17 protein-coding genes are annotated in these 22,222 nt (G+C 65.8%); 11 read left to right on the forward strand and 6 right to left on the reverse strand.

Features of this window, described 5'->3' with window-relative positions; genetic code table 11:
- Positions 1-100: 100 nt before the first annotated feature.
- Positions 101-1,195 (forward strand): replication protein RepA, encoded by a 1,095-nt coding sequence (locus tag CNE_RS18115; protein WP_013951727.1) that lies wholly within the window; start codon positions 101-103, stop codon positions 1,193-1,195.
- A gap of 178 nt (positions 1,196-1,373) precedes the next feature.
- Here the strand turns inward: CNE_RS18115 and CNE_RS18120 are convergent, their stop codons facing one another.
- Positions 1,374-1,577, reverse strand: coding sequence for a cold-shock protein (locus CNE_RS18120; protein ID WP_006159056.1), 204 nt, complete (start codon positions 1,575-1,577; stop codon positions 1,374-1,376).
- Between the two features lie 389 nt (positions 1,578-1,966).
- On the opposite strand from CNE_RS18120, the gene CNE_RS18125 reads away from it, so the two are divergent.
- The gene (locus tag CNE_RS18125) at positions 1,967-2,614 is read left to right on the forward strand and encodes an AAA family ATPase (RefSeq protein ID WP_226797974.1); all 648 of its coding nucleotides are present in this window, start codon (positions 1,967-1,969) and stop codon (positions 2,612-2,614) included.
- Between the two features lie 2 nt (positions 2,615-2,616).
- Entirely contained in the window at positions 2,617-3,630 is a 1,014-nt protein-coding gene (locus tag CNE_RS18130) for a ParB/RepB/Spo0J family partition protein (protein ID WP_013951728.1), read from the forward strand.
- Between the two features lie 51 nt (positions 3,631-3,681).
- Here CNE_RS18130 and CNE_RS18135 read toward each other — a convergent pair whose 3' ends face one another.
- Positions 3,682-5,265, reverse strand: coding sequence for a phage integrase family protein (locus tag CNE_RS18135; RefSeq protein ID WP_041228492.1), 1,584 nt, complete (start codon positions 5,263-5,265; stop codon positions 3,682-3,684).
- 499 nt (positions 5,266-5,764) lie between these two features.
- Here CNE_RS18135 and CNE_RS18140 point away from each other — a divergent pair, with 499 nt between their 5' ends.
- From CNE_RS18140 to CNE_RS18165, 6 genes are all read left to right on the forward strand, one after another.
- Complete coding sequence (locus tag CNE_RS18140) at positions 5,765-6,622, forward strand: helix-turn-helix transcriptional regulator (protein ID WP_013951730.1); 858 nt, start codon at positions 5,765-5,767, stop codon at positions 6,620-6,622.
- Positions 6,623-6,905: 283 nt separating this feature from the next.
- Entirely contained in the window at positions 6,906-7,364 is a 459-nt protein-coding gene (locus tag CNE_RS18145; RefSeq protein ID WP_013951731.1) for a response regulator transcription factor, read from the forward strand.
- Positions 7,365-7,487: 123 nt separating this feature from the next.
- A complete protein-coding gene (locus CNE_RS18150; protein ID WP_013951732.1) occupies positions 7,488-7,802 on the forward strand; it encodes a hypothetical protein in 315 nt (104 codons plus the stop codon).
- A gap of 664 nt (positions 7,803-8,466) precedes the next feature.
- On the forward strand, positions 8,467-9,432 hold the full coding sequence (locus tag CNE_RS18155) for a DUF1839 family protein (protein ID WP_013951733.1): 966 nt from the start codon (positions 8,467-8,469) through the stop codon (positions 9,430-9,432).
- A gap of 510 nt (positions 9,433-9,942) precedes the next feature.
- Positions 9,943-10,665 (forward strand): Crp/Fnr family transcriptional regulator, encoded by a 723-nt coding sequence (locus tag CNE_RS18160; RefSeq protein WP_013951734.1) that lies wholly within the window; start codon positions 9,943-9,945, stop codon positions 10,663-10,665.
- A gap of 78 nt (positions 10,666-10,743) precedes the next feature.
- Positions 10,744-13,179 (forward strand): polysaccharide biosynthesis tyrosine autokinase, encoded by a 2,436-nt coding sequence (locus tag CNE_RS18165; protein ID WP_013951735.1) that lies wholly within the window; start codon positions 10,744-10,746, stop codon positions 13,177-13,179.
- Between the two features lie 120 nt (positions 13,180-13,299).
- On the opposite strand, the gene CNE_RS18170 is transcribed toward CNE_RS18165, so the two are convergent.
- The 4 genes from CNE_RS18170 to CNE_RS18185 all read right to left on the reverse strand — a co-directional run bounded on the left by CNE_RS18170 (position 13,300) and on the right by CNE_RS18185 (position 18,973).
- Positions 13,300-14,922 carry a right-handed parallel beta-helix repeat-containing protein gene (locus CNE_RS18170; RefSeq protein WP_238553108.1) on the reverse strand — a complete coding sequence of 541 codons (1,623 nt, stop codon included), beginning with the start codon at positions 14,920-14,922 and terminating at the stop codon, positions 13,300-13,302.
- 171 nt (positions 14,923-15,093) lie between these two features.
- Positions 15,094-17,325: a polysaccharide biosynthesis tyrosine autokinase gene (locus CNE_RS18175; protein ID WP_013951737.1), complete on the reverse strand. Its 2,232-nt coding sequence runs from the start codon at positions 17,323-17,325 to the stop codon at positions 15,094-15,096.
- Positions 17,322-17,795, reverse strand: a complete 474-nt coding sequence (locus CNE_RS18180) for a low molecular weight protein-tyrosine-phosphatase (protein ID WP_013951738.1) — start codon at positions 17,793-17,795, stop codon at positions 17,322-17,324. The genes CNE_RS18175 and CNE_RS18180 overlap by 4 nt, the downstream gene beginning before the upstream one ends.
- Before the next feature lie 11 nt (positions 17,796-17,806).
- Positions 17,807-18,973, reverse strand: a complete 1,167-nt coding sequence (locus CNE_RS18185; protein ID WP_013951739.1) for a polysaccharide biosynthesis/export family protein — start codon at positions 18,971-18,973, stop codon at positions 17,807-17,809.
- A 651-nt stretch (positions 18,974-19,624) separates the two neighbouring features.
- Here CNE_RS18185 and CNE_RS18190 point away from each other — a divergent pair.
- Positions 19,625-20,878, forward strand: a complete 1,254-nt coding sequence (locus CNE_RS18190) for an oligosaccharide flippase family protein (protein WP_013951740.1) — start codon at positions 19,625-19,627, stop codon at positions 20,876-20,878.
- Positions 20,879-20,925: 47 nt separating this feature from the next.
- Positions 20,926-22,107, forward strand: coding sequence for a hypothetical protein (locus CNE_RS18195; RefSeq protein ID WP_013951741.1), 1,182 nt, complete (start codon positions 20,926-20,928; stop codon positions 22,105-22,107).
- Positions 22,108-22,222: the final 115 nt, after the last annotated feature.

Raw genomic sequence — 22,222 nt, forward strand, 5'->3', positions numbered from 1 at the left:
CAGAAAACAGGCGAGCAGGGCAAAGGCTTTGCGTACCTGTTTCTGCGTGACAACCTTTGCGGCTTCGAGTACAAAGGCGGGTAATCTGAAGCTCGCCAATATGCCCATCAAACGCTCCCCGGCCACCACGGGGGATCGACGCGTCCTCGACCTGGACGCCGAACCCTCCCGCATCATTGTTCCCGGCAACGAGAACAACCTGGTTCCGTCCGAGAAATTCCAGCGTCTGTTCGACGAAGCGCAGGCCATGGAGCGTGAAGACGCCTGGCAAAGCGGCGAAGTCGGCTTCCTGAGCCGCGCCAGCGTTCAGGTGACGCTGCCCTACCGCGCGCCCAAGGGCGCGCCGCCGGTATGGACCCGCACCAGCGGCAATATCTCGCTGATGATCCAGCCTGGCTACTTCACGCAGCAACGCTCCGAGCGTGCCGCCAACGGCCGCCAGAAGCTGGTGTCCGAGACCGTTTCGCTGGGCTACCCCTATGGCTCCTATCCGCGGCTGATGCTGGCCTGGATCGGCAAGGAGATCATGGCGAAGAAAAAGCGCGGCGAATTCACCGGCACGGTAGAGGACCGGCGCATTTCGCTGGGCAATTCGCTGTCCGAGTTCATGTACAACCTCGGTATTCCGATGGCCACCGGCGGCAAGCGCGGCACCATGACGCTGGTGCGACAGCAGATGATCCGCCTGTTCTCGGCCACCATTGCCATCGTGCAGAACAAGTCGACGCCGAGCCAGAACCAGAACCCCAACCACGAGCCGCTGTCGATCGACCGGGTGGGCTACCTGCTGGCCGACCAACTGTCGACCTGGTGGGACCCGATGCAGCCCGGCCAGGGGTCCATGTTCGAGAGCTTCGTGGTGCTGTCCGAGCCGTTCTTCAACGAGCTGGTCAACCGTCCGGTGCCGGTGGACATGCGCGCCCTGAAAGCGCTGAAGCAGTCGCCGTTCGCGCTGGACGTGTATTCGTGGCTGACCTATCGCTTCTTTACGATCCAGCGCCGCACGGAAATCCCGTGGGAAGCACTGCAGATGCAGTTCGGCACCGAGACCGAAAGCGAGCGCAAGTTCCGCGCGCTGTTCCGCAAAGCCCTGAAGGATGTGCTGGTGGTGTACCCCGGTGCCAAGGTCGATGCGGATTCGTCCAAGGCACTGATCCTGCAGCCCTCCCGGACCAGCGTACGCAAGCTGGGCTGATCTCCTGACTACCGGCCCGGGCCGCGCCCGCCATTGCGCGCGCTCTCGGGACGGCAGCAGCGGAAGGCGTCCACCATGCCCGCCCCCCTGAATGCAGAAAAGGCAAGCATTGAACGCTTGCCTTTTTTGGTTTGCCCGCCGCGGACGGGTCCGCAACGGGCGGGTCAGCCGAGGCTGGTCAGGCCGGCTTGATTGCCGAAGCCTGCAGGCCCTTCGGGCCTTGCTTGACTTCAAACGTCACGCGCTGCCCATCCTTCAGGGTCTTGAAGCCCGAGCCCTGGATTTCCGAGAAGTGCGCGAACAGGTCTGCACCACCGTCGTCCGGGGTAATGAAGCCAAAGCCCTTGGTCTCGTTGAACCACTTGACCGTACCGGTTGCCATAGGAATTTCCTTTTCGAAGCAAGTTCTTGTACACAACGCAAACAACCGTTCAAGCACGTTGAGTTCTCGTAGATACCGAACGGAAGCCGACGAGGTTGACACGACTTGACTCGACTGTAGCGCGCATCATAACCACTTTGGATTGCGGTGTCATGTGCGGCGTAATGCGCACTACAGATACTTTAGGCACATTCCGACCTGCTTTTCAAGCAATTTTACGGTCCGGCCTGATTCCGGCTGCCAAATGGCGGCCGGTGCTCCCAGTGGCGGTAACATATATTTTGTAAATTTGAAAAACGGTTGAAGCATCACCTGGTTTTGGCTACAGTTGCGCCTTAAGAATCAACCGCGCTTTCAGCGCTGAAAGAGAGGTCGCAGTGCCAGCCAAAATCATCACAGTCTTTAACCAGAAAGGCGGTTGCGGCAAGACCACGGTCAGCATGCACCTTGCCGGCACGCTCGGCCTGCGCGGCGCCCGCTCGATGCTGGTCGACATGGACGAGCAAGGCACCGCCACCCGATGGGCGGCGCAGGCCAGCGACGAGCGGCCTTTCCCGGCTTCCGTGATCGGCCTGGCGCCCTCGGGCGGCGCCATGCACCGCGAGGTCCGCAAGTTCGTCCAGGATTATGACTATATCGTCGTGGATTGCCCGCCGGCGGTGCATTCGGCAGCGCCATCGAGCGCGCTGCTGATTTCCGATCTTGCCATTATCCCGGTGGTGCCTTCGCCGCCGGATCTGTGGGCGGCGGTAGCGGCCAAGACGCTGGCGCAACACGCCCAGGTCCAGAATGAATCCTTGCTGATCCGCGTGATGGCCAATATGGTCCAGCGCCGCGTCTCGATCGCGCGCCAGGCTATTGAAATCCTTGGCGACGACGGCGACGTACCGTTGTTGAATTCGATGATTGGGTCGCGCTCGGCATTCCGGGAATGCCAGGCGATCGGCTGCACCGTGCATGGCGTTGCCGGCGCACGTGAGGCGGTGCAGGAGGTCGACATGATGGTCGACGAAATACTGTCTTTGATTGAGCACTAGGCATGGCTACCAAACTGAAGAGCCTTAAGGCTGGCATGCTGGCCGGCATGGCGGCCGAAAAGAACCGCAACGAAACGCTGGACCGCTTCGCACGCGCGGAAGCGGCCATTTCCCAGCATCCGAACGGCTTGCTGCAGGGCAGGGGAGCCGATGGCACGCCCGTTTTCAGCGCTGAAAGTCTCGGCGAAGCCGCCAAGGGCCGGCAGCTGATCAGAATCCCGCTGGCGCAACTGCACGACAATCCCCTCAACGCTCGGCGCCTCTACGATCCGGCCGTGGTGCAGGAGCGGGCGGCATCCATCGCCACGCACGGCCAGAAGACACCCGGCCTGGCCGCGCCCGACCCGGCGCGCTCCGGCCATTACATCCTGATCGACGGTCATTACCGCAAGCGAGCCCTGGCCTCCGCCGGCAAGCTCGAGATGGAATGTTTTGTCGAAGACGACCTGAGCGACCTGGACTTCTACCGGCTGTCGTTCATGCTCAACGAGCAACGCTCGGACCAGTCGGCGCTGGACAATGCGATCGCCTGGCGCCAGCTGCTGGACGAGGGCAAGGTCCAGAAGGAAGAGGAAATTTGCGAGCTGACCGGCATCTCGGCCGGCACCGTGAACAAGACGCTGGCGCTGCTGCGCCTGCCCGAGTCCGTGCTGGGCGTGATGCGCGAGCGCCCGAGCGCGATCGGCATCGCCGCGGGCTATGAGCTGACGCTCTACTGCAAGCTGGCGGGCGAGGAGCGCACGCGCGACCTGGCGGCGCGCATCATCAATGACGGCCTGTCGAGCCGCGAGGTTGAAGCCATCCGCAAGCATGCGCAGGAGGGCAAGGCGCGTAAGGTCAAGGAAATCAGCCGGCAATACAAGATCCGGACCGACAGCGGCCAGTTGCTGGGCACCATCAAGGAATGGGACTCGGGACGCGTGATGCTGGACGTGCAGCTGAGCGACCGCAGTGCCCGCGAGGCGCTGGTCGAGGCCCTGAAGGCCCGCTTCGGGCTGGACAAGACGCTGCTCTGAGCCGGACAGGCAAGTCATGATGCTGCGGCGGCAGTACTGCCGCCGCAGAGCTCAGGCCAGCAGGTCGCGCGGCGACCGCGCTCCAAACTCCGGATCACAGGTCTTGCGGTAGCGCTCAAGCATGCTGGACAGCAGGGCGTGAAGGCCGCGCACCGAGTAGCCGGCCTGGGGCAATGCCGCCAGCTTGCGCTGCGCGCGCCGGGTCGGCGGCGCGGCGGGTGGAGCGATCAGCGAGGCGTCTTCGGTGCCCGCGCCATCCCACTGGAGATTGCGGTCACGCCAATGCCGGGCCAGTGCGTGCTGCGTGGCCGGGCCAAAGCCAGGCGTTCCGTCTGGCGCAGCGCTTCCCATACCGTCTTCCCGGCTCCGCACAGGCGGCTGCTTCGGGGCCAGTGAACGCCGCGTGACCGAGGTCAGCCGGTCCAGGCTGAGCCGGTGTTCCCGCAACAGCAGGATTGCCGCATGGGCCGTCCGGTAGCGCTGGCCATCGCCGTCGCCTCCCCGGCGTTCCAGCCATGACAGGAAGGGGGCCAGGCTGGCTGCGGGAACCTGCGTGGCGTCCGGCCGCGCCGCCGCAGTTGCCGCCATTGCTTCGGTACCGTCCGAGACCTGCGCTGGCCAGAGCGCTGCGCCGGGGTACCCGTTGGCATGCATCCAGCGGAAGAGGGCGGCCAGCACCCGCATGCTGTGCCGCACGCTTGCCGGACTAAGCGGGCCGGTGAACGGACGCCATGCGGCCAGGTGGCGCGGTGCGCGCGGTCCGCACCAGCGGCTGGCCGGTTCGGGCTGTGCCAGGAAGCCCAGGTAGGCCCGGCGGTCGTCCAGATCGAGCTGGGACAGGCCCTTGCGACGCTCCAGCGCTGCCCAGAGCAGCAAGCGTTCCGCCTCCTTGCGGTAGGCCGAAAACGTGCTGCCGCTGTCGCCGGCGGCATCGCGCAGCCAGGCCTGGACCACGTCCAGGCCCTGGCTGTACGGGCAACTGGCGTCAAGGTCCAACGCGGGCGACGCGGTCATCCATTCGAGCGGCAACGGCTGGCGCATCCCTGGCCCCAGCCCGCCTTGCTCGACCAAAGTGCGGTTGCCGATATGCGCGCCCAGCAGCGGCTTGCCGTCCGGGTCCCGGAAGGCGGCGCGGTTCTCGCTGAGCCAGCGGTTGACGGCCGCGCCGGCCAGCGCGCCAATGCGCGGGACGGCTCGCCACCAAGCGCCGCCGCGTTGGTTCGCGAGCGCTAAAAGAGTATTAAGCGTCACAATTTCGGCTTTGCGCAGGCGCCGGGCCAAAGCCGGAGCAAACCACAACTCTACGCCATGCTGGGGGCGCGGCGCCGCCGTGCCCAGCCGTTCGAGCTCGGCCAGCGCGTCCACCCGGCGGTCCATGCCGCGGTTGGAGCGGCCGGGGCCGGCCAGCAGCAGTTCGGCCAGGTCTCCCCGGCCATGCAGGTGCGCAAGCTGGACCATCCGGTCGCGCAGGGCAAGCAGGATCCGCAGTGAAGACTCGGCCCCGTCTTCGTCGTCATCGGTTTCGTCGGCCAGGTAGCGGGGCACCACCATGGCCGCCGGCATGCCCTGGACATAGGCGCGCACCGCCGCAAATTCGCTGCGGGTGAGGCTGACCGTCATCATTCCAGGAATCATGGGCATGTATGCGCTGAATGGCTAACTTCTTGATTTATAAGGCACTTGAAGCGAGCGAGAATTCATCCGCCCCAAAATGCATAGCGAAATACAATGCCGATAATTTTATGCGTGTTTTCACTGGAAAGTCATCCCCGCTGGCCTTGTGCGATCCGTATGCTGGCGTCAGGCAGTGCTCGGGGAAAACCCGCCGCAGCGCACCATCACCTTGCATTCGCCCTACGCGTTTCATATGCTGCAGGTCAGGAGTTATAAATACTTAGATCAGACTTCAGTCGCATCTAAGACTGTTTCTACATAAGCGTGTTAACACGCAAAACGGGGCGATCCGGTATCTCCACGGGAAGGACGGACCTGCAGCCAGACGGGAAGGCTGCAAGGCGGTCTGGAGCGATGGCGGATCGTATGGAACTGCAACCGCAAGATAGCGGAGCATTTCCGACAAGCAAGCGCGGATTGTCGCAGGGTCCGTACTTGCCGCAATAATAAGAGAGCGGCCATGGCCACCATCCTCTTGATCGAGCCTCACCCCCTCCTGCGCCTGGGTCTGCGCCATCTGCTGGCCCAAGCACACATTCCTGGTGACCTGATCGATATCGATCCCCTCGCCCCTGTCGATTCGGATTTGTGGCTGTACGATGCCGACCTGCTGATCTATGGTCTGCCTGCCGACCACGCCGGCGGCTGGACCATGCTGGAGGACCTGTGCCAGCGGCTACGCCCGCAGCGCGTGCTGGTCCTGAGCGATCAGGCGGCACCATCGCTGCCGGATGCGGGCTTGCCTGACCCGGTGCGCGGTTGCGTGGCCAAGAGCTGCAGCGCGGATGCGCTCGATGCGGCGGTGCGGCTGGTGCTGGCCGGCGGCGAGTGTTTCCCGGCGCGTGCCCAGGGCAGCCACGCCTGGCAACCGGAACTCGAAGCCGGCCATGCCCCGGTGGCAGGCAGCGCAGGGCAGGGCGAGGCCCGGGTTGTGGCGCTGCGCGCAGGCATCGGCGAAGCCGTGCTCGACCACGCGGTGCCCGCGCCCCAGCGCCATTTCCAGGCGCATGCGACGTACCACGAAACCCCGTCGGCCGGCGCGCACCTGCTGAACATCACCGAACGTCAGTATGAAGTGCTTGCGCTGCTGGCGCGGGGCTATCCCATCAAGACGGTCAGCCGCATGCTGAATATCTCGGTGGCCACCGCGAAGACGCATGCCTGCACGCTGTACCAGCGCCTGCACGTGCGCAACAAAGGCGAAGCCGTCTACGTTGCCCTGCAGAAGGGTGCCACGCTCAACTGGGCCGGGCCCGCCACGCCCGCCAATCCGGTGACCCGCGTGCCGGCGCCCGACCACACCTGCCAGGCTGCATGACTGGTGGCGGCGCGGGGTTCCAAGGGGGGCAGGCGCGGATCAGCGCGTGGCGCCAGAGCGCTCCGGGCCGGCCGCGCCTCATCCATATTGCGCGCGGCTCTCGGCCAAAAGCATGAGGCAATGGCGGCGGCGGCTTGCTACCTTGTGATGAAAGGCATCTGCAGACACTTTTGCCGGCGGCCGGCGCTGCTCTGATGCCCTGCAAGGCGGGCCGCGCCGCGGCCCGGATCCCGACCGGGTGGCAAGCGCATCTGCGGCCCGGGTCCGCTGCCAGACCGAGTCAATGCCGACCTACCTCATCGCCAGCAATGAAATGATGTGCCGTGTCCTGGCGCGTCGCCTGAACGCACTGGACGTGCCACAGCCGATCACGTGGCGCACGCCGCAGTGGCTGCATGAATCCATGAGCGCATCGACGCAGGCCTCGTCATCGGAGCCGTCGCCGGACCCGGCCGATATTGCGCTGATCGACTGCAGCGCGCTGGAGGGCGACCCGCGTGCGTTGCTGGACCAGCTGCAGGCACGCCTGGCGCCACGGCGCTGGCTGGTGCTGTCCGATCGCCTCGATGCCACGCTGATGCTGCATGCCGCGCTGCTCGGTGCCAGCGGGTGTCTCCTGCTGCCGGCTCCGCTCGAACTGGTCTGCGCAGCCACCGCGCTGGTCTGGGCCGGCGGCCAGTGCTTTCCGCGCATGGCGCTGTCACTGACGGGCGCCAACGGGACGACCGCCTCCCTCCTTTGAGCGAGCAGACCTACATCCACCGGAGGAGTGCGCATCGCACCCGATTGCCTATGCTTGATTCGCCCGGAGGCAGAAGCCAGCCCAGTTTGCAGGCAGGCCGCCCCGGGGAAGTAAGGGGGTCATATGGAGGCCGGACTGGAATTCCTCGTCGTTCGCGGCTTTGCTGTGCGCGAAGGCAGAGGCAAGTGGGCGTGCTGCTTTGAGATCAGGCTGGCTGCCAGCCTGGACGATGGTTGCCACGCGGGTGCCAATGAGGGCAGCGATGAGCCGCTGCTCTACCGCGGTGAGCTGCACGGGCGTCAGTTTGACTGCGAGCTGGCCGCCGCCGACGCGGCCCGCGCGGCCGGCGAGCGCGAAGCGCGTCTGCGTGTGGAAAGCCTGAGGGCGCTGATCATTGCTCAGCATCGGCATCGCGTGCCGCCGCCACTCGTAGCCTGAGCCTGCAGGCATCCCGCGAGCATCATGCACAGTGGCACCCGGCGGCCTCGCCGGGTGCCACTGTGCCATTCCCTTCGTGATCGCGCAGCTAGTGTCCTGTTCCGTAGATCGCTTACCAAAATGAAATCGTCCAGTTGGCCGTCAGGCTAGGCGCGAGGAGGCGCCATAGCCGTAGCCATGGCAACGACGAGCAACGACGCATGGCGGGCAACTGGGCGATTTCATGGCAAGGTATTTGCGGAACAGGACACTAGCCGGCGAGCCAAAAAAGAAGCCCGCCGACCGGGGGACCATGCGGGCTTTGAAGGCGTGCGGGCCATACTGCCCGCCCACACGTCTCCTTGACGATAACCAATCGGCTCGCCCTCCTCCATCAACCAGAAGCACCATGCGCGCATATTTGCGGCTGAGTGCCCCTGAACTGCCTGCCTGTTTGTGCGCCGTCCAACAGACTGGCCTGAACTGCGCGCGCCAAGATCGCCATTACGGCCAATGGCAGCAAGAATCTGGCTCGGGTTCAGGGGGAGACGGAAATGACTGATGTCAGCGCTCGGCCTGCCGTATCGCACGTGAGGCACGCGCGCGGGCCCGGCATGGGCCGTCCGTACCCGCTCATGAAACGGCAGGGCAGGCGCGGAGGTCACTAGTGCACGGCGACACCAGGATGCGTGGACGGGGCGGACCGGGGTTGCGCGGCGGCAATCCGGTGTGGTCGCACGTCAACTGCCATATCGACCTTTGGATCGAACTGCTGCACGGGCTGGACCTGCCGCCGGTCGCGGCACTGGCCTGCGCGGTGCGGCAGGACTTCGAGGCCGACCACTTCACGCAGTGCCGCTTTCCGGATGCCGACCTGGAGCGGCTGTACGGCCTCACCGTGCACGCGCTGGCGTTCTACGACTCACTCGAGTCGCACGTCGCGGCACAGACCTCGCGCGGCCATATCGTCGTGATGGAGCTGGACAGCAGCCAGCTGCCGCCACCGCGCGGCGCCGGCTACCTGCGCCATTGCACGCCCACCTGCATTGCCATCGATGTGCTGATCCCGGAGGCCGGCGCGGTCGGCTACTACCACTCCGACGGCTACCACACCGCGACCGGCGAGGACTACGCCGCCATCATTCGCCTGGCACCGGGCGTGCGCAGTGCCGAGGCGCTCCCCTTCATGCATGCCGACGTGGTCCGCCGCAACGGGCACCCGCACGCTGCCGAGACGCTGCTCGAGGCCTCGCTGGCATTGCTGCGCTTTCACCTGAGCAACCGTCCGCGCGAGAACCCCGTCACCCTGTTTCGCGCGGTGTTTCCCCAGCATCTCGAGCGGCTGATGGCGCGCGGCGAGCCGGGCTTTCACCACTACGCGTCGGGCGTGCTGCGCCAGCTGGGCGCCAATTTCGAGCTGCTGGCGCGCTACCTGCGCTGGCTGGTGATGCACGGGCAGGAGGTGCCTGAGAAGGCGGCGCAAGCCTGCTACACCATGGCATCGGAGGCGATGGTGATGCAGTTCCGCCTGATGCGCGCGGTCATCAGCCGCAAGCCGGACCCTTGTGAAGACTGCCTGGACCAGCTCGAAGCCTCATACCTGGCCAGTGTGCCGTTGCTGGCCGCGCATTTCGGCGAGTTCACGCCATGAGCCGGCTGATCGAGCCTGCGGCGGGCAACCGGTGGCCTGCGTGCCGCCTCTGGCGCGCGGCACAGAACCGGTTTGATCCGGCGCCGGCGGCAACCCGGTGCATCCGCCTTTTGCACGATAGCCCGCATCTCATGCCGACAGCGGAGGGCATGCCATGTATCGAGCCTTGCGTGCCTGCCGTGGCTGACTAGCCCGGAACTGCTTCCAGCCGCGGGGCCGCCTCGCCTCGCGCGGCGGCGGCAGACATCGCAGCCGCCGCGGGCGCATGGTGCCTTTGTCAGCGCCCGCTTCACTCTCGCCTTTCCGTCCAACCTCCCGATGGATGACCGTTTCCCAGCCGTTCGCCTACTGTCGGAGCGCGCTGCCATGACGCTAAATAGAGGCACTGGCTTGCAAAGAGCGCCGCATCTGGGTCGGTGGCGCAGCCAGCCGGTTCTCGGATAGCAGTCATGCCGAGCCAGGCCGGCAGAGCGTTGTTCCCGCACACGGGATTGGACAGGGGGTACGAAAATGATTACGCATCGATCGGATCTGCATGTCAATCACCTGCTCAGCGCACTGCCGCGCGGCGAGTGGGAGACGCTGGCGCAGCACTTCGAGCTGGTCCGTCTGCGCGCCGGTGAACTCCTGACTGATTCCGGCCAACGCATCGTCCACGTCTATTTCCCGACCACCGCGGTGGTGTCGCTGCTGTCGCTGCTCGAGGACGGCGCGACGGTCGAGATTGCCGCGGTCGGCAACGAAGGGCTGGTCGGCATCCCCGTGGTCACCGGCGGCGACACCATGCCAAGCCGGGTGGAGGTGCGCAGCCCCGGCATGGCCTATCGCATTCCCGCCCGCCTGCTGCGCGGCGAGCTGCCGCGCCTGCCCACGCTGCAGCGCGTGACGCTGTTGTACGTGCAGGCCATGCTTACGCAGATCGCACAGACCGCGGCCTGCAACCGCCACCACTCCCTGAACAAGCAACTGTGCCGCTGGCTGCTGCTTGCCATCGACCGGCTCAGCTCCAATGAGCTGGTGATCACCCAGCAGGTCATCGCCAACATGCTCGGCGTGCGCCGCGAAGGCGTGACCGAAGCAGCCGGCAAGCTGGAAGACCTGGGCCTGATCCACCACAGCCGCGGCCATATCACCGTGCTCGACCGCTGTGGGCTGGAGAAGCATTCTTGCGAGTGCTACAAGCTCGTCAAGCGCGAGTATGACCGCCTGCTGCCCGCGCTGGCCAGCGCCTGAGCGGCACGCTCCGGCGCGCGTGGCCTGCGAAGCGCGGCGTGCATACGCCGCGCCGATCCCATTTGAGGAGCTGTACTCGTGAGCAGACTGTCATATGCCGGTGGCCCGGCAGAGAGCGCCACCCCGCGCCGTGATGCCCAGCCGGGCGTCACGCAGGCGCGCGCGCTGATGGACCACCTCGGCTGGATCGCCGCGGCTGGCGTGGCCGGTGCGGCCGCAGGCTTGCTGGTGGCGCTGTCGGCGCCGCCGCAGTATCGCGCGCAGGCACTGGTGCAGGTCGAGGGGCGCGATGGCGGCATGCGCAGCGTCGCCCAGATGCAGGGCCCGGCGGCCTTCGACGCGGGCCTGCTCAAGAGCCGCGCCGTGGTCGGTCCGGTGGTGGAGCGGCTGCGGCTCGATATCACCGCGCAGCCGCTGCGTGCGCCGCTGGTGGGCGCGCTGGTCCAGCGCTTTTCCACACCCGGCCAGCCGCGCGGCACCTGGCCCGCCAGCCTGGGCTATGCCTGGGGGGGCGAGCGCCTGGTGATCGCCAGCATGACCGTGCCCGAGGCGCTGGTAGACCAGCAGCTCACGCTCGAGGTGCGCGGCGAGGGCCGCTACCGCCTGAGCCAGCAGGACACCGTGCTGCTCGAAGGGCAGGCCGGCGAGACCGCGATGGCCAACGGCATTGTGCTGCGCGTGGACAAGATCGAGGCCGGGCCCGGTACGCGCTTCCAGCTCACGCGGCACGACCTGGCCCGTACCGCCGAGTCCGTGCGCCGCGGGCTCACGGTGGAAAGCGAACGCAGCGAAACCGTGGCGAGCCTGGGCGGCGCGGCCGACCCCCTGACCGCGCCGGGCGGCACCGTACGCGTGAGCTGGGAATACCCGGACCGCCAGCTTGCCGCCCAACTCGTCAACGGGGTGACGCGCGCCTATATCGACGGCCAGACCGACAAGCGCCGCCAGGACGCGGCCGGCACGCTCGCGTTCCTGTCGGGCGAGCTGCCGCGCGTGCAGAGCGAACTCACGCGCGCCGAAGAGGCGCTCACGCGCTACCGCGCGCGCACGGGTTCGCTGCAGCCCAGCCGCGACGCGCAGTCGTTCCTCAGCAACAGCATGGAGTACCAGCGCCAGATCGCAGCGCTCAGGCTTGAGCGCACGCGGCTGCTCCAGCGCTTCACGCCCGAGGCCAACGAGGTCCGCACCGTTGACAGCCAGATCCAGCAGATGACTCGCGAGCGCGCGGAGATCGACGCGCGCATGCAGACCCTGTCGGCCTCAGAGCGCGAATCGGTGGCGCTCACGCGCGACGTCAAGGTGGCCGAGGACATGTACATGTCCTTGCGCAGCAAGGTCGAGCAGCTGTCGCTGATGCTGTCCGACAGCTCCACCCAGATGCGCGTGGTCGATGCCGCAATCGCGCCGGTCACACCGGTCGGTCTCGGCGCGTGGCCGTTCGCTTCCGCCGGCGCCTTGCTCGGCCTGTGCCTGGGCGTGGCCGCGGTCAACCTGCGCCAGCGCATGCGCCCGTCGGTAGCCAGCGCCGCCGATGCCGAAGAGCGCCTGGGCATGGCCATGCTGGGCGATATCGCCTTCAGCAACGAGCAGACCGAGCTGGAACGGCTGGTCGATGCCAAGCGCCGCCTGGGCATCGCCTCCGGCTTTGTGCTGCCGCCCAATGTGCGCCTCGGCTGGCCCGACTCTGTCACCAGCGTGATCGACGCCGCCACGGCGGCCGCCCCCGAGGACGAGCGCGCGCGCGCCGAACGGCTGCTGCGCCAGGGCCTGCACGACCAGTTCCTGCTGGCGCGGCGCGCCCCGCATTCGCTCGCCGTGGAAGGCCTGCGCACGCTGCGGGCGGCGCTGCATTTCGCGTTGCGTGATGCGCCCAACTGCGTGGTTGCGGTGACCAGCCCCGCCGCCGCCGCCGGCAAGACTTTCGCCGCGGTCAACCTGGCGGTGCTGTTCGCTGAAGCCGGCCAGCGCGTGCTGCTTGTCGACGCGGACCTGCGCCGCGGCCGCGTGGCGGACTGGTTCGACCTGCCTGCCGAACCGGGGCTGGCAGAAGTGCTTGCGGGCCGCAGCGCGATCGCCGACGCGGTCAAGCCGAGCGTGGTCAACGGCCTGTTCCTGCTCAGCCGCGGCGCGGTGCCTGCGAATCCGTCCGAGCTGCTGATGCTGCCCGCGCTGGCTGAATCCCTGCGGCTGTGCGCGGGGCGCTTCGACCTGGTGCTGGTGGACACGCCGCCAGTGATGGCGGTGGCCGATGCCACGCTGGTGGCCAACCTGGCCGGTTCCACGCTGGTGGTGGTGCGCGCCGATGTCACGGCGACGGCGCAGGTCGACGAAACACTCAAGCGCCTGGCGCATGCCAATGCGCGGCTGGCCGGCGGCATCCTCAACGGTGTTATGCCCCGGCGCAGCAACCGGGCGGACTTCAACACCATCAATCCCTATCTGGGCATGCCCCTGCCGCCGCCACAGCTCAGGCATCCGGCGCTGGCAAAGTCAGAAGCGCCCGGGCAATCCTGAGCGGCAGGACGTCGGCCGTACCCATTTCTGCGTGCGGTCCGTTAGTGTCCTGCCGCAGGAATGGGCCGCGGCGGCAACGCGATGGCGTGCAAGTCAGGTCAGCGCGCCGGCGCGAGGCCGCTATGGCGCGAGCAGGATATGGGCACCAACGACGTTGTTTGCAGCATCGGCACCGGCGCCCACCTTGATGGTGTAGTTGCCACCGCTCAGGTCCGTCGTGATCGAGTTGTTCATGAACGTGGCTGCCTTGATGATGCCGACCACCGATCTGGAGCCGAAGTTCTTGTGCGGATAGGAAAGCTTGTTGCCTGAGAAGCTGGCAACCCCGGCCCTGATATTGGGAAAATCGTCGCGGTAGTCAGGCCCGTGCGTGCTGATGAAGGTGTTGTTCTCGATCACGACGCTTGCCCCCGCATCGGCCGCCTGGAGCCCGACGCCACTGCTCCTGATGGTGTTTCCCCTGACGATCGTATTCACTGCCTTCATGTCGCCAATGCCTTCCGAGAAAGAGGGATAAACACCGCCGTCGATGGTATCGATCTGATTGTTTTCAATGACGGCTCCGGGCGCCGACAGGATGATCACGTAAGGGTGCTTGTTCCCGGCCCGGCCGACGAATTCCGAATTCCGGATGGTGACGTTCTCGGTGTTGCGGCCATTGTCGCCGCCGACGAACTGCGAGCCTTTGTTGTTCACGAAGCGGCAGGCATCGAAGACCATGTCTCCGGTTCTTGCGGTCACGCCGTCGGCCGGCGTCCCGTCTGGCTCGATATCCACCCCGGCGGCGGGCGCGTGGGTAGGGTAGGCCCCGTCGGTCAGGCCCGTGTTGCGGAATGAGGAGTTTGTGATGCGGAAGGATCTTGCCTGCATGATGCTCATGCCCTGACGGGCATTGTTGTACGAATCCACCGCGTGGATGGTGCCATTGAGATCGGCGGTGAAGTCGCCGCCGATGAACAGGCCATCGCAGGCAAAGTGATGGATCTTCAGGTGGCTGAGTTCATAGTTGGAACTCGCGTGCGTCTGGATGCCGAAGGAAGGCGTTTCACTCAGGGGCTTGCCATTCGCCGAGGGCGGCCGCGACAGCTTGTCGACGTTGCCGTTGAGCTCCAGGCCCGAGATCCTGAAGTTGCTGGCGTTCCTGATCTCGAACCCGAGCTGGTGCCTGGCCGAATACCATGATCGGCCAGAGAAGTGGTCGTTGGTGATGGTGAAGTTCCCCTTGAAGGAAACCACGGACCCGGTGCAGCCGATCAGGCTGAAGTTGCTGGCTTTCAGCAGCCGGATATTCTGGTTATGGTTCGTCCAGGGACCGCGGGTGACGGCGTAGCGATCGATGTAGTAGGTGCCCTTGGGGAAATATACGATCTGGCGCCTGGTAAACCGTTGATTGGAAATATCCGCCGCCATCATCTGGAAGGCCAGATATTCATCCGTGACGCCATCTCCCCTGGCCCCGTAGGAGGTGATGGACCTCACGGTGGCGCCGGGATAAGCCTGTTTCTCGGCGCTCAGGAGGGGGCAGGGATCCGCGCGTCCGGAAGGCTTCGTGGCCGCGGCGTCTGCCGCGCCTGCGCCCGATGGGTTGCCGGAACCTTGCCGGGTCTCATTCGCACTCCCGCTTGTCGCCCGGGATCCGGCCTGCGCGTAGCTCGGAAGCAGCAGGAACGAAGAACAGGCGACAGCGGAGACTGACGGCCAGAGGCGCTTCGATTTCTTTCGCTTGTGCGGAGCAGACATCATGTCCCCCTGAATGACCGCTGGCTGACCCGGCGGTATTTGCCAGTAGCTGTCACGACTTCACATGGCAAGCCCTCCGGTCCGGTAGCGGACGGAGGGCTTGCATGCCGGCGATAGTCCGGAGTCCTACGTATTTCTACTTCCTTGGTCGTGGTCAATGCCGGCTGAGCTTCCTCAGGCCCGCTTTGGCGGCTTGGCGCTGTACTCGCCAAGGTAACGGTATTTGCCGAAGTAGTAATGCGCCCGGTACCAGCGCCCCTCGATGCGCAGGCCGTTGAGCAGCACACCCTTGACGTCCGCCCCGCTCTGTTTGAGGGCCCGATACGATGCCTGCAGTTCGTTCACGGTGGTCTTCTCGGCGAGCGCCACCAGGAAGACCGCCGCGGCCTTGCCCGCCAGGATGCCGGCGTCGGTGGCGGCCAGGATGGGCGGGGTGTCGATCAGGACCAGGTCGTAGCGCTTGGTGAGTGTGTCGAGCAAGTTCTCCATGGCGGGGCTGAGCAGGACATCCGCCGCATGCGGCGGCTCGCTCCCGGTCGAGATGAAGTCCAGGCCGGGCGCGACCTCTCTCTGCACGACCTGTTCGAACGGCGCGCCCAGCAACAGTTCAGTGAGCCCGGGCGTGCGCTGGGCGCCAAAGCGGCGATGCAGCGATCCGCGCCGCAGGTCGGCGTCAATCAGCAGCACACGCCGGCCGCTGGCGGCGATCGCCGAGAAGTTCGCGCAGATAAAGGACTTGCCGACGCCGGGCGCCGGACCCGTGATGACCACGGTCCGGTTCTTGTTGCCGGCCAGCGCGAACTGCAGGGCGGTGCGGAAACTGCGCAGCGTCTCCACGGCGGGATCGTCCGGCTGCTCGCGTACCAGCAAGCCGCCACCGCTTGCGGCGTCCCGCGTCTGCGCTTCCTGCGGGGCGAAGGGGATCGTGGTGTAGACCACCAGGCCCGTCCTGCGCTCGATCTCGTCGGCGTCCGCGACGCCGCCGTTGAAGGCATGGCGCAGCACCACCGCAGCGAGGCCGGCGATCAGGCCGAGCACGACCGCCAGCGTGGCAATCACCTCGCGGTTCGGGCGGATCGGGCCGAGCGGCACTTCCGCCGCGTCGACCAGGCGCGAGTTGCCCACCTTGCTGGCCTTCATCAGCCTGAGCTGCTGCACATCGTTCAGCAGGGACTGCAGCATTTCGGTGCTGACCTTTACGTCGCGCATCAGGCGCAGCACGTTCTGCTCGACGTCAGGCAGCTTCTGGATGCGGCCCGCCAGGCCGTTGATCTGGGCGTTGACGCTGGCGATCTGGGCGTCGATCAGGGAAATGACAGGGTGGTTGGGCATGAAGCGCGCGTCCAGCTCCTGCCGCTTCTGCCGAAGCTCTTGCAGCTTGGTCTGGAGCTGGACCGACTGGTTCAGCATCAGTTTGGATTCCTCGGGCAGGTCAACCGTGCCGCGCTGGTTGCGCATGGCGTTGTAGCGGTTCTCTGAGGTCTCGACCTGCTGCTTGAGCTGAGGCATTTGCTGTTCCAGGAAGGCCAGCGACTTCTCCGCTTCGGCAGCCTTGCGCAGCACGTTCTGTTCGACATAGGCGTTGCCGATCTCGTTGAGCGTGGCCGCCACCATCGCAGGGTCGTCGCCTTCCAGCGAGATGCCGATCACGCCGCTTTGCCTGCCGCGCTCGGTGATCACGAGCTTGCCCTGCAGGCGTGCGATGGCGGTGCTGCGTGGCAGCCGGCGCAGTTCGAACCTGGCGCCGGGGCGTGCGTCGAGCTGGCTCACCAGCAGGCGGACGGCGCCGGCCGGCGTGGCGATCGACAGGGGCGCGCCGACCTTGCCGCTGGCCCTGGCGTCGCCGCCATTGAACGACACCGAATAACCGCCGTTGCCGGTCGCGGTCAGGTCGATCCTGCGGTCTTCCATCGATTCCGGCACCTCCAGCTCCTTGACCGCAATCGATTCGCTGCCCCAGGCATAGCCACCCCAGCCGAACAGGCCCGGGTTGGACAGTTCGCGCTTGAAGTGCGCGATGGTCTGCCCGATCAACGGAAAGTAGCGCGGCTGCGCCTCGACATCCAGATGCAGGGATGCCACGGCCTTGCCCACCACCATGCGCGAACGCAGCAGCTCCATTTCCGCCGTAGCCGCCGGCTTGATGTCCAGCACCGGCGATATCGACGTGGCCAGCTTGCTGGCACCTCCGCCATTGCTCTCTTCCACCTGGACCACGATGTCGGTGCGGTAGACCGGCGAGGCCACCATGGCGTAGAGCAGGCCCAGCGTGACGACGAAGATGGCGACGCCGCAGAACGTCCAACGGTAGCGGACCAGAATGTCGAGGTAGGCGGTCAGGTCGACAGACTTGTCCTGGTCTGCGGCTTCTTCGATCGCGTCATCTCGGTTGGTTATCGTTCTCATGTCGCCTCCCTGTGGCTGTCAATCGACGCAATGGCGTGTTCCTGTTCCAGTTGCGACGACCAGGACAAGATTCCCTGCTTGATCATCTCCAGGACAATGCTGAACATCTGCTGCGAACTGCCGTACGGGTCGGGCACGTCGAGATCCATGCCTTCGCAAAGCCGGAACGTCTTGCCGCGCGACTGCGGGAAGCGCTGTTCGAGCGCTTCCCGCTGGAGGCTCTCCATGACCAGTACCAGGTCGGCGGATTCCACCAGGACGCTATCGACCGCGCGTGCCCGGTGGCCGGCGAGGTCGCAGCCCTCGTGGGCCAGCAAGCGCACGGCGCGCGGATCGGCCGCGGCGCCGACAGGCGGCGCGAGTCCGGCCGACGTCACGTCGAAACCGGGCAGGGCGCGGTTGAGCAGCACTGCCGCCATCGGGCTGCGGCAGATATTGCCGAGGCAGACAACGAGGATGGTTCTGGGCATGCCTGTTTCACTCACTTGATCCCTGCCGCAGTGCCGATCAGCGACGTGGACGGCAGCAGCAGGCTCATCACGCGGCTCCAGCGAACCAGGTCGCGGGCGTCGACATAGACCACGTCTTTCGGCTCCAGCTCAAAGCCTTCGGCAATGGCCAGCGCCGCCGGCGAAGTGCCGTCCAGGTGGAACACCGAGGGTTCGCCGTTGGGCGCTTTGCGGATGACGAAGATCTGCTCCGCGTTGGCCGTGCCCGGGTTCACGCCACCGGCGTCACCGAGCGCCTCGTTCAGCGTCATGCGGCCATTGCGCATCAGCAGCGATGTCGGTTTCCCCACCTCGCCGGTCACGAAGATCTTGTTGTCCTCGCGCTGCTCCACGCGCACGATGTCACCGGAGCGCAGCATGATGCGGGCCGGATCGGTGCCCCTTGCCAGCAAGGCCGGGATATTGACGTACCAGCTGCGCTCGCCGCGCGTCACGCGTATGCGGCTGTTGTCGCCGGTCAGGTTCAGCACGCCGCCGGCACGGTTGAGCGCCTCGACCAGCGTCATCGGCGCATCGTCGATGGCGAGCATGCCGGGCGTACGCACTTCGCCGTCGACATAGACGCGCTGGCTGCGGAAGCCCAGCACGCGCACGGTCATTTGTGGATTGCGCACCACGCGGGAGAGGATGCGGGCGGTTTCGTCGCGCACCTGGTTGGCGGTCTTGCCAGCGACCTTGAGCGAGCCGGCATAGGGAAACTGGATGTCTCCCTGTGCGCTCACCACGTAGCCGGGCAGGTTGGAGCCACCGGTCGATGCGGGAATTTCGAAGCTCGCGCCGGGGCTGTAGGTCTGGGTCGGGAAGACCAGTTCGGGGTGGTCCCAGACCACCACTGAAATGATGTCGCCCGGGCCGATCCGGTAAGGCTGCGCCGGGGCATACAGCTCTTCGACGCGCTCATTGGCGGGCTTGATCTTGTGGCGCAGTTGGCGCACCAGATCGAGCGTGATCGGCGTCACGGTGGTGGTCGCGTTGGGCCCGACCGCCTTGACCGGTGCGTTGCTGTCGAAAACCATGCCGGGGGAGGCGGCGCATGCCGTCAGCAGTGCACTGGCCAGGAGAGGCAGCAGCGACGCCGCAGGGCCGCGGCGCCGCGGCTGGTTGGAGCGCTGGATGGCACAGCTGTAGATTGATCTCACGGCGATCTCCTCGCGAAGCGGGCAGGCAACCAGGCCGGTACTTCACCCACGATGCATTAATCGTAGGAATGCCGGCTGAAAGTCTCGGTGCGCTGACACACATTGCTTTCAAGCGAGAGCTCCGACTACGGCACGACCGAAAGCAGCACGGCACGGACGGCGGTTCCCCTCCTCCATCAGGAGGAGACGGCCATCTGGATGATGGTGCCGCCACGGCCAGGCTGTAGTCTGCGGGAACACACAGCCGGCACGGCTGCATGTCTGGTCAGCGAATGGAGCATAGGCCACGGCCATGGGGGCAGCCCTGACGGGGCGCCCCGCAGTGTGCGGGGGGCAACAGTGAGCGCGGTTGCTGGGGGGCAGAATACTTAGAATCGGTGCAAGCGCCCGGTCAACCGGGTGGCAGCGCCAGGCGCAGCCGCGGCGACTGAGGTTCAGTGCCGGGAGGCGTCATCAGAACGAAGCGGAGACGGTCCTGGCAAGGCGCGCGGCCCCGGACAGCAACAGTTGTACGGCAGGATCGCGCAACGAAGCCAGCGTGTTTTTGATAGGGGTTCCAACGAAGACCGGCAAGACTGGCAGGTGCGCGCGGCACATCCGGCGGCCCTGCCGGCAACGACTTTTCCGATCTTCTTTCCGGAGAGACCTGGCATGCAAATGCAGATCGCCCGCAATGTATTCTGGCTGGTCTTCGAGCGTGGCCTGCAGGTGGTGTTCGGCATCGTGAGCGTGGCCATGATCGCACGCGCCGTCGGCCCCGAAGGCTTTGCCGAGTTCCAGTACGCTCAGTCGCTGGTGCTGATTGCATCGGCGGTCGCCCTGATCTGTGGCAATGAAGTGGTCATCCCGCGCCTGGTTGCGGACCAGGCGCCGGCCGCGCAACACCGGCTGCTGGCCCATGTATTCGGGCTGCGCGAGATTGCCGCCGTGGTGGGCTACCTGCTGCTTGTGGTGGTCGTGGCAATGACGGAAGACGACGAGGTCATTGTCGTGATCGTTTTCATCACCGGCATCCCCATGCTGTTCCGCGAACCCTTCGGCGCGGTCCGGACCTGGCTGCAGGCGCGTACCGACAGCCGCCCTGCCGTGATCTTCAGCATGGTCGGCCTCGCCTTCCGGATGATTGCGGTCTCCGGGCTCTACCTGGCAGGCACGGACTCCGCGCCGGTCTTTGCCTGGGTGGTGGCGGTGGAGTCGCTGTTGTTTGCCGTGCTGCACGCCCGCTACTACCGCAAGCGCAGCCCCCGCGTGGCGGTCGAGCTTGACTGGTCTCTTGCCAGGAAGCTGTTGCGCGACGGCACGGTGTTCTGGGCGAGCATGATCCTGATGCTCTGCGCCAAGCGCATCGATCAACTCCTGCTCAAGCCGCACATTTCCCTGTTCGAGCTTGGTGGCTATGCCGCCTCCATGCAGGTCCTGGACAACTTCATGATGCTCAGCGCGATCGTCGCGAGCTCGGTGGCGCCGTTGATGATCTACGCGCAGCCGACCTTGACGCTGGTACGGCGCAATGTGCTGTACGTCGTCGCCGGCATGGTCTTCATGGGGGTCGCGGGAGGCGCAGTGTTGGCTTACTGCGCGCCCTGGATCATCGCCCTGATCTACGGCGATCACTATGATGCCGCGGCCAGCCTGCTGCGGCTTTCCGCGATGGCATCCGGGCTGGTGTTCGCTGATGCGGCCCTGTCGCTGCTGGTGATCTACCTGCGCAAGCCGAACTGGCTGGTGGAGAAATGGCTGCTGGTGCTGGGCACCATGATCCTGGTGGATCTGATCGCGATCCCCATCCACGGTGCCCGGGGCGCCGTCTATGGCTATATCGCAGGCAATTTGGTAGCGGTGATTGCCGGCATCGGCTTCTTCATCCGCTCCCGTGAGCCGGTCGCAATGGAGCAGGCGGTGTGACCGGCTGGCGCGCCTGAGGCGGCCAACTCTTGCTTGGGGTTTCGACCATGGAATACGCATCTTCCGCGTGGCATGTCATCAGCGCGACGCTCGTGCTGATGCTGGGCGCACCCGTGGCGGTGAGCATGGGCCGCAAGTTCGGCACCCGGCCGAAATGGGGGCTGTTTCTCTATGTCTGGCACACCATTTTCTGCATCTTCTACGCCAAGCTGGTGATGGAGAGCGGCGGAGACGCCGCGGACTACTTCGAGGCGTCGCTGGCACCGTCACCCGAGTTTGGCATCGGCACGCGCGGCGTGAGCTACTTCACGCATATCTTTTCCATCTACCTCGGCTTCTCGTACGTGGGGGTGTTCTTTGTCTTCAACATCTTCGGGACGATCGGCCTGCTGGCGTTTGACGCGGTGCTGCGCACGGTGACACAGGACAGGAGCCGATTCCTGCGCAGGCTGGCCGTGGTGATCGTGCTGCTGCCGTCGATCAGCTTCTGGAGCGCCGCCATCGGCAAGGATTCGGTCGCCTTCATGGCCACCAGCCTTGCGCTATGGGCAAGCATGTCCATGCCGCGCCGCAGCTGGCTCATGATCATCGCCATCGCCTGCATGTTCCTGATGCGGCCGCACATCGCGGCGATCATGATCCTGTCGCTCGCTGCCTCAATGGTGTTCTCGGCGAAGGTCCCCTGGAAGTGGCGGGCCGCGCTGGTCAGCGTGGCATTGGCCGCCTCCGCGGCTATCGTGCCGTTCACCATCCAGTACGCCGGCCTGGAGATGCCGGCGGACGGCGATTCCATCGAGACCTATGTCGAAAAACGCCAGGGCTACAACCAGCATGGCGGGGGCGGCATCGACATCGGCAGCATGTCGCTGCCGATGCAGCTCTTCACCTATGTCTTCCGGCCCCTGCCGTACGAGGCAAACGGCATCTTCGGCCTGGCGGCGTCGCTGGACAACGTGGTGCTGCTGGTGCTCGCGGTGCTCGGTGTGTGGGGGATGATTCGCCGGCGAGGCGATCGCGTGGTACTGAGGAACGCGGCGTTTCTCTGGATCTACAGCGCCGGCACCTGGCTGATCCTGGCGCCGATGACGGCGAACCTGGGCATCTCCGTGCGGCAGAAGTGGATGTTCGTGCCGATGCTGGTCTGCCTGCTGATCTGCAATGTCAGGGAAAGGCAGGTCAGGCGCCGGGCTTCGGCCGCTGAGTACCAGCCGCTCGGTACCAGCCGCTGAGTTTCAGCCGCTGAGTTTCAGCCGCTGAGTTTCAGCCGCTGAGTTTCAGCCGCTTGCCGCCACGTCGGCCCGCCTGGCCATCACCATCATCCGCCGCCCACGCAACAATCCGCGC

It is taken from the genome of Cupriavidus necator N-1 (genome assembly GCF_000219215.1).
Classification (GTDB): Bacteria; Pseudomonadota; Gammaproteobacteria; order Burkholderiales; family Burkholderiaceae; genus Cupriavidus; species Cupriavidus necator.